Source organism: Pseudomonas sp. S3_B08 (assembly GCF_054667725.1).
In genome coordinates this window covers 2,428,541-2,443,629 of sequence record NZ_CP162750.1, presented here as the reverse complement: position 1 = coordinate 2,443,629, position 15,089 = coordinate 2,428,541, and the positions used below count along the sequence as shown (strand labels likewise).

Annotated in this window: 14 protein-coding genes; 3 read left to right on the top strand and 11 right to left on the bottom strand. The window is 60.3% G+C overall.

Annotation, left to right across the window (positions count from 1 at the left end; translation table 11 throughout):
- Window positions 1-14: 14 nt before the first annotated feature.
- The 6 genes from AB4N73_RS11060 to AB4N73_RS11035 form a co-directional block, all read right to left on the bottom strand.
- Entirely contained in the window at window positions 15-1,295 is a 1,281-nt protein-coding gene (locus tag AB4N73_RS11060) for a TRAP transporter large permease (RefSeq protein WP_016775191.1), read from the bottom strand.
- The gene (locus tag AB4N73_RS11055) at window positions 1,295-1,822 is read right to left on the bottom strand and encodes a TRAP transporter small permease (RefSeq protein ID WP_056789065.1); all 528 of its coding nucleotides are present in this window, start codon (window positions 1,820-1,822) and stop codon (window positions 1,295-1,297) included. The genes AB4N73_RS11060 and AB4N73_RS11055 overlap by 1 nt, the downstream gene beginning before the upstream one ends.
- 75 nt (window positions 1,823-1,897) lie before the next feature.
- A complete protein-coding gene (locus AB4N73_RS11050; RefSeq protein WP_150634991.1) occupies window positions 1,898-2,872 on the bottom strand; it encodes a TRAP transporter substrate-binding protein in 975 nt (324 codons plus the stop codon).
- 61 nt (window positions 2,873-2,933) lie between these two features.
- The gene (locus AB4N73_RS11045; RefSeq protein ID WP_460061856.1) at window positions 2,934-3,827 is read right to left on the bottom strand and encodes an SMP-30/gluconolactonase/LRE family protein; all 894 of its coding nucleotides are present in this window, start codon (window positions 3,825-3,827) and stop codon (window positions 2,934-2,936) included.
- A gap of 44 nt (window positions 3,828-3,871) precedes the next feature.
- Entirely contained in the window at window positions 3,872-4,696 is an 825-nt protein-coding gene (locus AB4N73_RS11040) for an NAD-dependent epimerase/dehydratase family protein (RefSeq protein WP_252867827.1), read from the bottom strand.
- A 272-nt stretch (window positions 4,697-4,968) separates the two neighbouring features.
- The gene (locus AB4N73_RS11035) at window positions 4,969-6,264 is read right to left on the bottom strand and encodes an OprD family porin (protein ID WP_130899229.1); all 1,296 of its coding nucleotides are present in this window, start codon (window positions 6,262-6,264) and stop codon (window positions 4,969-4,971) included.
- Window positions 6,265-6,573: 309 nt separating this feature from the next.
- Here AB4N73_RS11035 and AB4N73_RS11030 point away from each other — a divergent pair, with 309 nt between their 5' ends.
- Window positions 6,574-8,229: an MFS transporter gene (locus tag AB4N73_RS11030; protein ID WP_256809194.1), complete on the top strand. Its 1,656-nt coding sequence runs from the start codon at window positions 6,574-6,576 to the stop codon at window positions 8,227-8,229.
- Window positions 8,226-9,368 carry an HlyD family secretion protein gene (locus AB4N73_RS11025; protein WP_041480937.1) on the top strand — a complete coding sequence of 381 codons (1,143 nt, stop codon included), beginning with the start codon at window positions 8,226-8,228 and terminating at the stop codon, window positions 9,366-9,368. The genes AB4N73_RS11030 and AB4N73_RS11025 overlap by 4 nt, the downstream gene beginning before the upstream one ends.
- Before the next feature lie 126 nt (window positions 9,369-9,494).
- Here the strand turns inward: AB4N73_RS11025 and AB4N73_RS11020 are convergent, their stop codons facing one another.
- Window positions 9,495-9,689, bottom strand: coding sequence for a hypothetical protein (locus AB4N73_RS11020; protein WP_024013337.1), 195 nt, complete (start codon window positions 9,687-9,689; stop codon window positions 9,495-9,497).
- A gap of 107 nt (window positions 9,690-9,796) precedes the next feature.
- On the opposite strand from AB4N73_RS11020, the gene thpR reads away from it, so the two are divergent.
- Window positions 9,797-10,336: an RNA 2',3'-cyclic phosphodiesterase gene (thpR, locus tag AB4N73_RS11015; protein ID WP_460095549.1), complete on the top strand. Its 540-nt coding sequence runs from the start codon at window positions 9,797-9,799 to the stop codon at window positions 10,334-10,336.
- Between the two features lie 258 nt (window positions 10,337-10,594).
- Here the strand turns inward: thpR and AB4N73_RS11010 are convergent, their stop codons facing one another.
- The 4 genes from AB4N73_RS11010 to potA form a co-directional block, all read right to left on the bottom strand.
- Complete coding sequence (locus AB4N73_RS11010; protein WP_095182000.1) at window positions 10,595-11,692, bottom strand: polyamine ABC transporter substrate-binding protein; 1,098 nt, start codon at window positions 11,690-11,692, stop codon at window positions 10,595-10,597.
- A gap of 195 nt (window positions 11,693-11,887) precedes the next feature.
- The gene (locus AB4N73_RS11005) at window positions 11,888-12,760 is read right to left on the bottom strand and encodes an ABC transporter permease subunit (protein ID WP_056789082.1); all 873 of its coding nucleotides are present in this window, start codon (window positions 12,758-12,760) and stop codon (window positions 11,888-11,890) included.
- A complete protein-coding gene (locus AB4N73_RS11000) occupies window positions 12,757-13,671 on the bottom strand; it encodes an ABC transporter permease subunit (protein ID WP_024013334.1) in 915 nt (304 codons plus the stop codon). Before AB4N73_RS11000 ends, AB4N73_RS11005 begins: the two co-directional genes overlap by 4 nt.
- Window positions 13,668-14,810 (bottom strand): polyamine ABC transporter ATP-binding protein, encoded by a 1,143-nt coding sequence (gene potA, locus AB4N73_RS10995; RefSeq protein WP_042609314.1) that lies wholly within the window; start codon window positions 14,808-14,810, stop codon window positions 13,668-13,670. Before potA ends, AB4N73_RS11000 begins: the two co-directional genes overlap by 4 nt.
- Window positions 14,811-15,089: the final 279 nt, after the last annotated feature.

The following is a 15,089-nucleotide window of genomic DNA, read 5'->3' as shown; positions in this document are numbered from 1 at the left end:
ATCTTTTCAGCGGGTTACAACACCAGGTGCGGCAGCCACAGCGAAATCGCTGGAACGTAGGTCACCAGCAGCAGCACCAGGAACAGCACGCCATAGAACGGCAGCAGCGCTTTTACGGTGCTTTCGATACTGACCTTGCCCACCGCCGAGCCGACGAAGAGCACAGCGCCCACCGGCGGTGTTATCAATCCGATCCCCAGGTTCACCAGCATGATCATGCCGAACTGCACCGGATCGACACCGATGCCCATGATCACTGGCATCAGGATCGGCGTGAGGATCAGAATCAGCGGCGCCATGTCCATCACCGTGCCCAACAGCAGCAACATCACGTTGATGCACATCAGGATCACGTAACGGTTGTCCGACAGGGTCAGGAACAGCGTGGTGATCTTCGCCGGGATCTGCATCAGGGTCATGATGTAGCCGAAGCTGGCGGCGAAACCGATCAGGATCATCACAATGGAGATGGTGCGCACCGTGCGGTGCATCAGCTTGGGCAGCTCGCTCCATTTGTAGTCGCGGTAGATGAACATGGTCACGAAGAATGACCACAGCACCGCGATGGCCGCCGATTCAGTGGCGGTGAAAATACCCGAGAGAATGCCGCCGAGGATGATCACCATCGCCATCATGCCCCACAGGGCTTCGCCGACGATCTTCAGCGCCTGGCGCATCGGAATCACTTCGCCCTTGGGGTAGTTGCGCTTTTTCGCGAAGATCAGGCACAGCACCATCAGGCAGGCGCTCATCAGCAGGCCCGGGACGATGCCGGCCATGAACAGCGAAGCGATCGACACCGTACCGCCAGCGGCCAGCGAGTAGAGCACCGAGTTATGGCTTGGCGGGGTCAGCAGGGCTTGCACCGAACCGCTGACGGTCACGGCGGTGGAGAAGTCCCGTGGATAGCCCTTGCGTTCCATTTCCGGGATCAGCACCGAGCCTACCGACGCGGTGTCGGCCACCGAAGAACCGGAGATCGCGCCGAAGAACGTCGAGGCAACGATGTTGACCAGTGACAGGCCACCACGGACGAAACCTACCAGCACGCCGGCACACGCCACCAACCGCCGGGACATGCCGCCCTCGGCCATGATCGCACCGGCGAGGACGAAGAACGGAATGGCCAGCAGCGAGAATTTGTTCACCCCCGAGGCGACCTGGATCATCACCGCCTGGAATGGAATGTCGATCCACCAAGCGCCGATCAGCGCAGCGGCGCCCAACGCGTAGGCGACCGGCATGCCGATCAGGATCAATACGATAAAACTGCCCAGCAGAATCAGAGCGTCCATTAAGCGGCACCTTCACTTTCTTCAACCAGGTCGAACTGCACGACCCGCCGTTTGCTCTGGTCACCGAGCAAGAGTTTTTCCAGAACAAAAATCAGCGTCAGCAAACCGCCCACGGGGATCGGCAGATAGGTCACACCAACGCGCAGATCGGGCAGGGCGGCCATGAACTGGTTCCAGGTGGAGATGCACAGCTTGGTGCCCCAGATGGTCATGAAGATGCAGATTGCCGCCATCAGCAGTTGCGAAAAAATCGCTGCTGCGGATTTCAGCTGCGGTGGCATGCGGTCGGTGAGCATGGCCACGGCCATGTGCGCACCGGCGCGGTAACTGGCGGCGGCGCCGATGAAGGTGAACACCATCATCAGCAGGATCGCCGTGGGCTCAGGCCAGCTCGAACCGGTGCCGAGCACGTAGCGGGCGAAGACGCCCCAGGGAATCATCAGGGAAATCGCCAGGACGGAAAGGCCGGCGACCCAGATGCACGTCATGTAGATCTTGTCGTTGATACGCAGCAGCAGATTCTTCATCGGGTTCCACCGTAACCGGGCGCGCCTGAACCGCTGGCGCGCCGGGCCTTTTTCATGAGTACGGAGCGGGAGGTGTTACTGAACGGCTTCGATCTTTTTGATCAGATCTGCGTACTTCGCACCGTACTTTTCACGTACCGGAGCGGTGGCGTCGTAGAAGGGTTTCTTGTCGACGGTGATGAACTCGACGCCGGCGGCCTTGAGTTTTTCTTCACTGGCGGCGGACTTCTTGTCCCACAACACGCGTTCTTCAGCCTGGGCAGCCTTGGCCGCCGTTTTCACCATCTTCTGTTGATCCGGAGTGAGTCTTTCCCAGGTGATTTTCGACATCACGATCGGCTCTGGCAGGATCAGGTGACCGGTCAGGCTGTAGAACTTGGCGTTCTGGAAGTGGTTGTGTTCGAGCAGGGTCGGCGGGTTGTTTTCCGCGCCGTCGATCACGCCGGTCTGCAGGGCGCTGAAGATTTCGCCGGTGTCCATGGCGATGCCGTTACCGCCCATGGCGTTCATCATGTCGATGAACATCGGGTTGCCTTGTACGCGGATTTTCATGCCCTTGAGGTCTTCGAGCTTGCGCACCGGTTTCTTGGTGTAGATGTTGCGCGTGCCGCCGTCCATCCACGCCAGGGCCACCAATTTGAATTCGGAGTTGGTGATCTTGTCGAGAATCTCATCGCCCACCGGGCCATCGATGACGTTACGCATGTGTTGCTGGTCGCGGAAAATGAACGGCATGTTGAACACGTTCACATCCGGCACCACGGGGCCGACGATACCCAGGCTGACCCGGGACATCTGTATCGCGCCGACTTGCATCTGCTCGATGACTTCCTTCTCGGAACCGAGCACTCCGCCCGGGAAGTACTGGAAGGTCAGCTCGCCGTTGGTTTCCTTTTCAAGCGTTTTGCCCATGCTCTTTTCGGCCACCACAGTTGGGTAACCGTCTGGATGAATATCAGCGAATTTGAGTTTCATATCTGCCTGAGCGCCACCAGCAAAGGTGAACATCAGCGGGAGTGCAGCGGCGAGCAAGGTGCGTTTGAAGTTCATGAGGGGTGAGTCTCCAGTCTTGTTATTTTTGTGTTCAAGGCGCAGCGGTGCAGCAGAGGGTCTAAAGCAAATCGTTGAATTGCGGTTCGGCGAGGCCCTTGACGCCTGGCTTCAGGGCGAACACGCCGCCGGCCAGGGATTGCGGATCGTGGTCATCGCCGGGGCGAATCGAGGCGACAAACAAGGTGTCCAGGTTGCTGCCGCCGAAGGCACACATGGTCGGTTTCTTCACCGGTACTTCCAGTGAAAAATCCAGACGACCGTCCGGGGCGAAGCGGTGAATCAGGCCGGCGTCGTTGGCGCAGATCCAGTAGCAGCCTTCGGCATCCACGGCAGCGCCATCGGGGCGGCCGGGGAAGTGATTCATGTCGACGAAGATTCGGCGATTCGATGGCGTGCCGGTCTCGGTGTCGTAATCGAAGGCCCAGATCAGTTGCACGTTGGGGTGCGAATCCGACAGATACATGGTTTTGCCGTCGGGGCTGAAGGCGAGGCCGTTGGGTACGATGAAGCCATCCAGCTGCGCTTCGATCACGCCAGTCTGCCCGGCGCCGTAGCGATAGAGCCGGCCTTCAGGCGCGTTCTGGCCCATATTCAGCACCATGCTGCCCGCCCAGAAACGACCTTGGCGATCACAGCGACCGTCGTTGAGGCGCATGTCCGCGCGGCTGTGCCCGACGGTGGCGAGCAATTCGCTGTCGAGGCTGCCGTCGCTGTGCGGGTGCAGGCGATAGAAACCGCTTTCCATGCCGGCGACCCAGCCGCCACTGCGGTGGCGGCTGATGCAGGCGAGCATTTGCGGGGCTTTCCACGAGGCGACGTGCCCGGTGTCAGCGCTCCAGCGTTGCAGCCCGCCGTTGGGAATATCGACCCAGTACAGGGCGTTTTCCTGCGGCACCCAGACCGGGCTTTCACCGACCGCGTTGCGGGCGTCGACGATCAATTCGGCTTGCATACTCATTCCCATGGTTTTTATTGGAGGGGGATCAAGTCGAGCGATCAATCGCCAAACGGGCCTGCTGCGACGAAGGCGCCGCCCTGATAGATCCGCGCCGGATCATCGTCGGCTGGCATCGGTTGCGCTTCGACCTTGTCGCGGAACACTTCCGAGGTGTCCTTGGCTTCGAAACCGAGGTGGCTGGCGTAGCGGTTGTCCCACCAGACGTCTTTGTTGGCGGACATGCCGTAGACCACGGTGTGGCCGACATTTGGGGTGTACAGCGAGCGTTCGAGCAGTTGCGTGAGATCGTCGAAGCTCAGCCAGGTGTGCATCATCCGGCGGTTCTGCGGTTCGGGGAACGAGGAGCCGATGCGGATGCTGACGGTTTCGATACCGTAGCGATCGAAGTAGAAACTGGCCATGTCTTCGCCGTAGGACTTGGACAAGCCGTAGTAACCGTCGGGGCGGCGTGGAGATATGGCGTCGAGTTTCTCGTCCTGTTTGTAGAAACCGATGACGTGGTTGGAGCTGGCGAAGATCACCCGCTTCACACCGTGCTTGCGTGCCGCTTCGTAAATGTGGAACACGCCGCAGATGTTGGCGCCGAGGATTTCTTCGAACGGCCGCTCAACCGAAACGCCGCCGAAATGCAGGATCGCATCGACTCCTTCGACCAGTTGATGCACGGCTTGCTTGTCGGCGAGGTCGCAGAGCACGACTTCTTCGTGGTCATCGACGGCCGGGGCGAGGGCTGCAATGTCGGACAGGCGCAGCACCTTGGCATAAGGGCGCAGGCGTTCGCGCAGGACTTTGCCCAGGCCTCCGGCGGCACCGGTCAGCAGCAGGCGATTGAAAGGAGCGCGGGGGGTAGAGGTAGACGTCATGGCAATCCCTGAACACATTGTTATTAGGTTTGTTGTAGGTTGTCGTATGACTGCGCTGAAGTATCGGTAGGGTTTCCGGATCTTGTCAACGCGACTTTTGGTGTAGATGACGGAAGGGGCGATTCATTTTCTCAACACCCTATACCCGACTTGCAATGCAATCCCCTTGTGGGAGCGAGCCTGCTCGCGAAGGCGTTGTGCCAGTCAGAACAAGTCGACTGGTCCGGCGTTTTCGCGAGCACGCTCGCTCCCACAGGGCAAACCGCCAACCTTTACAACAACGAAATCGGATAGCTGATAAAAATCCGGTTCTCGTCAAATTCGTTGGTGCTGAAGTCCCGGCGAATGGTCGCGTTGCGCCATTTCACGTTGAGGTTCTTCAGCGGGCCGCTCTGCACGGTGTAGGCCAGTTCCGATTCGCGGCCCCATTCCTTGCCGTCGTTGGTGGTGGCGGTGTGTACGTTATCGCCGCTGATATAGCGGTTCATCAGGGTCAGGCCAGGCACGCCCAGCGCAACGAAGTTGTAGTCGTGACGCACCTGCCAGGAGCGCTCTTTGGCGTTGTCATAACTGGCGTTGTAACTGTCGTTGGCCAGGGTGCCGCCGCTGGTGCCGTTGACGCGCATCCAGGCATCGTCGCCGGTGAGTTTCTGCAGGCCGACGTAGAAGGTGTTGCCACCATATTTCGCCGAGAGCAGGGCGAACGCGGTCTTGTTGTCGAGGTCGCCGGCCTGAGCGCTGCCGTCTTCCTTGCCGGTGAAGAAACCGAGGTTGGCGCCCAGCGTCCAGTCGCCCATCGGCTGGCTGTGGCTGAGGTTGAAATACTGCTGCTGATAGATGTCGGTGAGCTCGGCGTACCACACGCCGACCATGGTGCGTTTTTCGTTGAAGGTGTATTCGCCGCCGCCGAAGTTGAAGCGATCGGAGGTGAATGCACCGCGGCCGTTCATCGACATGTCTTCCATGCTCGCGTCGTTGCGCGGGCTGTTGCCACGGAACTGGCCGCCGTACACGGTCAGGCCGTTGATTTCAGTGGACGTGATCTGGCCACCGCGAAAGGTCTGCGGCAGGGAGCGGCCGTCGTCGGAGCGCAGGATCGGCAATACCGGCATCCATTCGCCGACCTTCAATTCGGTCTTCGAGACTTTGGCTTTCAGCGCCACGCCGAGGCGACCGAAATTGTCAGCCGGGCGCCCGTCATCATGGATCGGCAACAGTTGCGTGCCGCCAGTGCCTTTGCCGCCATCAAGCTTCTGCGAATACAGCCCGAGCACATCGAGGCCGAAGCCCACCGTGCCTTGGGTGAAGCCGGATTTGGCATCGAGAATGAAGCTCTGCGTCCACTCTTCAGCCTTGCCCTGCGGATAGGCCGGGTTGACGAAGTTGCGGTTGAAGTAGGCGTTGCGCAGGTTCAGCGTGGCTTTGCTGTCGTCGAGGAAGCCTTCGGCATCGGCGCTCATGGGCAAGGCCAGAGCGAGGCTGCTGCAACCGATCAGGCTGAGGGTCGAACGCGGCTTGAAATGGGCAAAACGTGAAGGGCGGACGGAATTGCGGGCGAGTGGGCTCACTGTGACGCTCCCTGGATCGTTTGTTGTTTTTATTATTTGTCATACGTCGTCGTACAACATCGATGCGGATATTTCCCAGATTTTCAGGGATTGTCAACTGGAAGTTATACGATGACCTCCCATGCGACGCCGAACCCATGTGGGAGCGAGCCTGCTCGCGAATGCGGACTTTCAATCAATGAAGTTGTCGACTGACACAGCGCTTTCGCGAGCAGGCTCGCTCCCACAGGGTTCCTTGGTGTCTGTCGAGTCGTGTATTGCCCGTGAAATTGCGGCAAACTTCCCTCACCCCCAGCACCAGGCCGATCCATGGATAAATACGCCCCGCGCAACTGGCAACCCCACGAAAAGCCCAGCCTGCCCGGTTCTCCGTCGACACCGCTGCACTCCACGCCCAAGCGCCTGGCGTACGCGGCGGTTGGCGTGCTGGTGGCGGTGACCGGTGGGTTGGGCAACTCGCTGGTGGTTGCCAACCTGCCTTACCTGCAAGGCTCGCTCGGCGCGACCACGGCGGAGATGGCCTGGCTGCCGGCGGCGTATGTGATGACCAACGTGTCGATGAACCTGCTGTTGGTGAAGTTTCGCCAGCAGTTCGGCTTGCGCGCGTTCACCGAAGTGTTTCTGGTGCTGTATGCGCTGGTGACCTTCGGCCATTTGTTCGTCAACGATCTCAACTCGGCAGTGGCGGTGCGAGCAGCGCACGGCATGGTCGGTGCGGCGCTGAGCTCGCTGGGTCTGTATTACATGGTGCAGGCGTTCCCGGCGAAGTGGCGGCTCAAAGCGTTGGTACTCGGCCTCGGCACGTCGCAACTGGCGTTACCGCTGGCGCGGCTGTTTTCCGAAGACCTGTTGCAGATCGCCGAATGGCGCGGTCTGTACCTGTTCGAATTGGGCATGGCCCTGCTGTCACTCGGCTGTGTGTTGCTGCTGAAGTTGCCGCCCGGTGACCGCTTCAAGACCTTCGAAAAACTCGACTTCCTGACCTTCGCCATCCTCGCCACCGGTGTGGCGTTGTTGTGCGCGGTGCTGTCGCTGGGGCGCATCGACTGGTGGCTGGAGGCGAACTGGATCGGCGTGGCGCTGGCCTGTTCGATCGCGCTGATCATTATGGGCCTGGCCATTGAGCACAATCGCAGCAACCCGATGTTGATGACACGTTGGCTGGGCAGCGGAACGATGATTCGCCTGGCGCTGGCGGTGACCCTGATTCGCATGGTCACCTCGGAGCAATCCACCGGCGCGGTCGGTTTCATGCAGAACCTCAACATGGGCTATGAGCAGTTGCACAGTCTGTATGTGGTGATGCTGATCGGCAGTATCGCCGGGCTTGCCACCAGCGCGTTGACCATCGACCCCAAACACTTGCTGATGCCGTTGATCATCTCGCTGGCGCTGATGGCCACCGGTTCGGTGATGGACAGTTTTTCCAACAACCTGACCCGCCCGCAAAATCTCTACTTCAGCCAGTTCCTGCTGGCATTCGGCAGTACGTTTTTTCTCGGCCCGACCATGGTCTTCGGCACGCGCAACGTGCTGACCAATCCGCGCAACCTGGTGAGTTTTTCCGTGCTGTTCGGGATCTGCAATAACCTCGGCGGACTGCTCGGCGCGGCGTTGCTCGGCACTTTTCAGATCGTGCGGGAGAAGTACCATTCCAGCCACATCGTCGATCATCTGGTGATGTCCGACCCGTTGGTGGCCGCGCGGGTGCAGAGCGGCGGCTCGGCGTTCGGCGGTTTGCTGGCGGACCCTAGCCTGCGCAATCTGGCCGGCATTCGCAGCCTCGCCAATGCGGCAACACGCGAAGCGAACGTGCTGGCCTATAACGATGTCTTCATGCTGATCGCGGTCATTGCCGTCCTGACCATGATCTGGCTTTCGATTCGCGCGTTGTGGCTGATGAGCACCACCAAAGCCATTGAACCGACACCTTCCGTACCACCCAGCGGTGCCACTTCTTCATGACCGAACCGACCACCACAACTACCAATGCCATCGCCGCCACGCCTGAAGGTGAGGCGCCGCCATCGTCACCCAATACCGCGCCGCGTTCGCTGCGGGTGCGGATCATTTCTTCGCTGGGCTTTGCCGCAATCGCCATCGTCGGTGTCCTGATCGTGCTGTATGCGTGGCAACTGCCGCCGTTCAGCAGTGCGGTCGAAACCACCGAAAACGCCTTGGTGCGCGGGCAGGTGACGATCATCGGCCCGCAGCTCAGCGGCTATGTGTTCGAGGTGCCGGTGCAGGACTTCCAGTACGTCAAGGCCGGGGATCTGCTGGTGCGTCTGGACGACCGCATTTATCAGCAACGCCTCGACCAGTCCCTGGCACAACTGGCAGTGCAGAAGGCCGGGCTGGCCAACGTCGTGCAGCAACGCAACAGCGCTGAAGCGACGATCAAATTGCGCCAGGCGGTGTTGGCCGACAGCCAGGCGCAGTTGCGCAAGAGCGAGGCCGATCTGCGGCGTAATCAGGAACTGGTGCGCGACGGCTCGGTGTCCAAACGCGAGTTCGACGTGACCCTTGCTGCCAACGCGCAGAGCACGGCTTCTGTGGCGCAGGCCAAGGCCAATCTGGAAATCGCCCGTCAGGATCTGCAAACGGTGATCGTCAATCGCGGCTCGCTGGAAGCCGCCGTGGCCAGTGCCGAAGCAGCGGTGCAACTGGCGCGCATCGATCTGTCGAACACGCGGATTGTCGCCCCGCGCGACGGCCAGCTCGGGCAGATCGGCGTGCGCTTGGGGGCCTACGTCAACTCCGGCGCGCAGTTGATGGCGCTGGTCCCGGACCAGAAATGGGTGATCGCCAACATGAAGGAAACCCAGATGGCCAACGTACGTGTCGGGCAACCGGTGCGCTTCACCGTCGACGCCTTGAACCACCGCAGATTCACCGGCCATGTGCAGCATATTTCGCCGGGCACCGGTTCGGAATTTGCCTTGCTGCAGGCCGACAACGCCACCGGCAACTTCGTCAAGATCGCCCAACGGGTGCCGGTGCGCATCACCATCGATCCCGATCAGCAGGAAGCAGAACGCTTGCGGCCGGGGATGTCAGTTGTTGTCAGCATCGACACCGCCGCCGGCGACACCCAACCCCACTGATCAATGCATAACCCTGTGGGAGCGAGCCTGCTCGCGAAAGCGTCGTATCAGTAACATTTCTTTATCTGACACACCGCTTTCGCGAGCAGGCTCGCTCCCACAGGATTAGTGCTCACGGGGCTCTATTCATTCGGGCGAGGGGGTGACCCGGCAACTTTTGCGGTTGCGAATCTGCTCGTCGCTGGGCCTCTCGCGGACGAATTCGAAGCGCGGTTCGCCTTCGCTGTAATGCACCAGCCAGCCCCATTCCAGTTCGCTTTCGTCCTGTCCGGGATGTGGTGGCCGGGCCCACCAGGGTTCTTTGCTGAGGATCTCGCGCATGGCAGCCTCCGGTTGATGGCAATCCCTGAACTATAGCTTCCTGTCGCGAGTCGTCAGAACAGGCTGTGTAGAATCGGCGCGATCATGACGAACAAGGGGGCATGGCAATGATTGATGGGGTGCGCAAGGATGAACCTGCAAAGCGGCTGTTCTTTGCCCTGGATTGCCCGCCGGCGCAGCGCAAGGCAATCGCCCAGTGGCGCGCGGAGCTGGGCCTGCGCAGCGGCAAACCGGTGCCGGCGGATAACTTTCATCTGACTCTGCTGTTTCTTGGAGCGGTGCCGCTGGCGCAGATTCATGGCGTCTGTGAAGCAGCGAGCAGTGTGCGTATTCCCGGCGAAACGTTGCGCATTGCGCTGGATCGTTTGCAGGTCTGGCATCGCGCCGGTGTGCTATCGCTGGCACCGGAACAGGCGCCGCCCGCGTTGTTGCGCCTGGTCTACGCGCTGGAACAGGCGATGCTGCCGTTCGGTTTTGACGAGCCCAACCACGAGTTCCGCCCGCACCTGACGCTGGCCCGCGAGTACCGCGCGCCGCAGCCGGAAGCGCGCACGCCGCCGGAGTTTTTCCTGCGCCCTGAACGCTTCGGCTTATTCGAATCGCACAAGGGCCGCTATCGAGTTGTGCAGGACTGGTCGCTGATCTGAACGGACAAAAAAAGGCGCCCGAAGGCGCCTGCAAATTCACCCGAGCCGAGGGAGCCGGGTGAGGCCGTTCAGAGCAGGGTGCAGCGGTGGTAAGGCGCTGCGTGAACGGAAATCTGGCAATGTCCGAATTCGATCGAAAACCTGTGGGAGCTGGCTTGCCAGCGATGGGGCCAGCGCGTCTAGCGTCATCGTTGTCTGACCCACCGCCATCGCTGGCAAGCCAGCTCCCACAGGGTTTATCAGTGTTGACTGGTGTTTTTATTTACCAAGCTTCACCCGCGTCCAGCCGCGCGTCATGATCCGCTGCGTGGCAATTGGCTGATCCGGCACTGCATACAACGTCGCCATCACCGCTTGCGACGGATACGAGCCCGGTTCGTTGCGGATCGCTTCGTCCACCAATGGCGTGGCCGCTGCGTTGGCGTTGCTGTAGCCGATGCTGTTGGTGACTTCGGCGATGATGTCCGGGCGCATCAGGAAATCCATGAACAGGTAGGCGTTGTCGACGTTCGCCGCATCACGGGGGATGGCGACCATGTCGTAGAAACTGCCGGCGCCTTCCTTGGGAATGCTGTAGTCGATCACCACGTTGTTGCCCGATTCCACCGCGCGGGCCTTGGCCTGCAGGACGTCGCCGGAGTAACCGACCGCCACGCAGATGTTGCCGTTAGCCAGATCGGAGATGTACTTCGAGGAATGGAAGTACGCCACGTAAGGGCGGATTTTCATGAACAGCGCTTCGGCTTCGGCGATGTGCGCCTTGTCCTTGTCGTTCACCGGATAGCCCAGGTAGTGCAGGGCGGCCGGGAGCATTTCGGTCGGCGAATCGAGGAAACTGATGCCACAGGCTTTGAGTTTTTCCGCGTTCTCCGGTTTGAACAGCAAGTCCCAGGAGTTGGTCGGGGCGTTGGCGCCGAGCACTTCCTTGACCTTCGCCGGGTTGAAACCGATGCCGATCGAGCCCCACATGTACGGAAAGGCATGGGCATTGTCCGGATCACTGGCGGCGGCGTTTTTCAGCAGCACCGGGTTAAGATTCTTCCAGTTCGGCAGCTTCGACTTGTCCAGCGGCTGGTAGACGCCGGCTTTGATCTGCTTGGCCAGAAAACTGTTCGACGGCACGACGATGTCATAGCCGGATTTGCCCGCGAGCAGGCGCGCTTCCAGAGTTTCGTTGCTGTCGAAGACGTCGTAGGTCACGCGAATGCCGGTCTCGTCTTCGAATTTCTTCACGGTGTCCGGCGCGATGTAATCGGACCAGTTGTAAACACGCAGCACCTTGTCGTTGGCCTGGGCGCCCATGACCATTGCGCCCATTAAGGACAGTGTCAGCAGAGTCCTGCCAAACATTTTCATCGGTACAACTCCCTTCTTCTTATTCAAAAACACAAAAGCTCGGTGCACTTGAACCTTGTGGCGAGGGGATTTATCCCCGCTCGGCTGCGTAGCAGTCGCAAAACCTGAATACGGAGTCTTCAGGTAGAACTGCAGGGGCCGCTTCGCAGCCCAACGGGGATAAATCCCCTCGCCACAGTTGTTAATCGGTGTTGCTCAGGCAGTCGCCGTTGCCGGTTGCTGCCACGACTCGTTCGCGGTCTGATCCATCGCTTCCTGAATCGCCCGTTTGCGGTTGGCCTCTGCCTTGCGGCCGAAATACCAGACCAGGAAAGTCACCAGCGACACCGCCAGCAGAATCAGGCTGGCCACGGCGTTGATCTCGGGTTTCACACCCAGACGCACCGCCGAGAACACTTCCATCGGCAGCGTCGTCGAGCCCGGCCCGGAAACGAAACTCGCCAGCACCAGATCGTCCAGCGACAAGGCAAACGACATCATCCCGCCCGCCGCCAGCGACGGCGCGATCATGGGAATGGTGATGAGGAAAAACACTTTGAATGGTTTGGCGCCGAGGTCCATCGCCGCTTCTTCGATCGACAGATCCAGCTCGCGAAGGCGCGCGGAGACTACCACCGCGACATAGGCTGCACAAAACGTGGTGTGGGCGATCCAGATGGTGACGATGCCGCGCTCCTGCGGCCAGCCGATCAGTTGCGCCATCGCCACGAACAGCAGCAACAGCGACAGACCGGTGATCACTTCCGGCATCACCAACGGCGCGGTCACCAGGCCGCCGAACAGCGTGCGGCCCTTGAAGCGCGTCACCCGCGTCAGCACGAACGCCGCCAGCGTCCCCAGTGCCACAGCGGCAATCGCGGTGTAGCAGGCGATCTCCAGCGAGCGCAGCACCGAGCCCATCAGTTGCGTGTTGTCGAGCAGGCCGACATACCACTTCACTGACCAGCCACCCCACACCGTCACCAGTTTCGAGGCGTTGAACGAGTAGATCACCAGAATCAGCATCGGCAGATAAATGAACATCAAGCCGAAGATCAGCATGAACTTGGAAAAGTTGAAGCGTTTCATCCCCGTGCCTCCATCTCTTTGGCCTGGCTGCGGTTGAACAGCAGAATCGGCACAATCAGGATCAACAGCATCACCACCGCCAGCGCGGAAGCCACCGGCCAGTCGCGGTTATTGAAGAACTCCTGCCACAGCACGCGACCGATCATCAGCGTCTCCGGGCCACCCAGTAGTTCCGGAATCACGAACTCGCCGACCACTGGAATGAACACCAACATGCAGCCCGCGATGATGCCGTTCTTGGCCAGCGGCACGGTGATCTTCCAGAAGTTGTTGAAGTTACTCGAGCCCAGATCCTGCGCGGCTTCCAGCAGGCTGTTGTCGTGCTTGACGAGGTTGGCGTAGAGCGGCAGAACCATGAACGGCAGATAGGCGTAAACCACACCGATATAGACGGCAGTGTTGGTGTTGAGGATCTCGATCGGGTGGTCAGTGAGTCCGGTCCACATCAGAAATCCGTTGAGCAACCCGTTGTTGCTGAGGATGCCCATCCACGCATACACGCGGATCAGGATCGCCGTCCAGGTCGGCATCATGATCAACAGCAGCAGGACGTTTTGCGTTTCCTTGCCGGTCTTGGTGATCGCGTAAGCCATCGGGAAACCGATCACCAGGCACATCAGCGTGCTCAGTGCCGCGACCTTCAGCGAGCCGAGGTACGCCGACAGGTACAGCTCGTCTTCGCCGAGCAGGGTGTAGTTGCCGATGTTCAGCAGCAGCTGGAATTTCTGTTCGGCGAAGGTGTAGATCTCCGAGTACGGCGGGATCGACAGCGCGGCTTCCGAGAAGCTGATCTTCATCACCAGAAAGAACGGCAGCATGAAGAACAGGAACAGCCAGATGAACGGAATGCCGATCACCAGTTTTCGTCCGCTGGGCACCAGGCGCAAGAATTGCTGATTGAAAGTTCTCATGAGCGCAGCACCACGCCGCTGTCGTCTTCCCACCAGACGTAGACTTTGTCGTCCCAGGTCGGCCGCGCGCCACGCCGCTCGGCATTGGCCATGAACGACTGGACGATCTTGCCGCCGGGCAGCTCGACGTAGAACACCGAATGGCCGCCGAGGTAGGCGATGTCGTGGACCTTGCCTTCGGACCAGTTGTAGCGGAACTCCGGTTGGGAGGTGCTGACGAGCATTTTCTCCGGGCGGATGGCGTAGGTGATCGATTTGTCCTGCACCGACGTGCTGACGCCGTGACCGACATAGATCTTCTGCTGCAAGTCGGGGCTGTGAATGATGGCGTGGCCTTCGAGATCTTCCACCACAGTGCCGTCGAAGGCGTTCACGTTGCCGATGAATTCGCAGACCATGCGGCTGACCGGCGCTTCGTAAATGTCCACCGGGCTGCCGATCTGCGCGATCCAGCCCAGGTGCATGATCGCGATGCGCTGGGCCATGGTCATGGCTTCTTCCTGGTCGTGGGTGACCATGACGCAGGTCACGCCGACGCGCTCGATGATCTCCACCAGCTCCAGTTGCATCTGCGAGCGCAGCTTTTTATCCAGCGCGCCCATCGGCTCGTCGAGCAGCAACAGTTTCGGCCGTTTGGCCAACGAGCGGGCGAGGGCCACGCGCTGACGCTGGCCGCCGGACAACTGGTGCGGGCGGCGCTTGGCGTATTGGGTCATGTGCACCAGACGCAGCATTTCTTCGACGCGGGCATCGATTTCGCTGGCAGGCAAACGGTCCTGCTTGAGGCCGAAGGCGATGTTCTGCGCCACGGTCATGTGCGGGAACAGCGCGTAGGACTGGAACATCATGTTGATCGGCCGCTCGTACGGCGGCATGTCGGTGATGTCCACGCCATCGAGCAGAATCCGCCCCTCGGTCGGCCGCTCGAAACCGGCGAGCATGCGCAGCAGAGTCGATTTGCCCGAACCGGAACCGCCCAGCAGCGCGAAGATTTCGCCCTGATGGATCTCCAGGGACACATCGTCCACGGCCACGGTTTCGTCGAACTTCTTGGTGACACGATCGACTTTCACCAACACCTTTTTCGGTTGCTGATGACCTTCGAGTGCCTTGCGGTAAGTGCTGGAGGCGTTTGCCATGTGAAACTCCCAACAGGTGTCGTGTGCCTGGCCAATGTGGCCGGGCTTAAGTGGATTGCGGAGCGGTCCGGAATGCCCGTCAGCTGGCGCAGAACCTGTGGGAGCGAGCCTGCTCGCGAATACGGAGTGTCAGTCGACATCATCGTTTGCTGATACACCGCTTTCGCGAGCAGGCTCGCTCCCACAGGGGATATGCGTTGACCTGAGTAGCCTTTGTCCGTACCGATCCGGCTTGTTCGGCGCCGCCGTCCTGGCTGCCTGGGTCGTACTTGTTGTTAT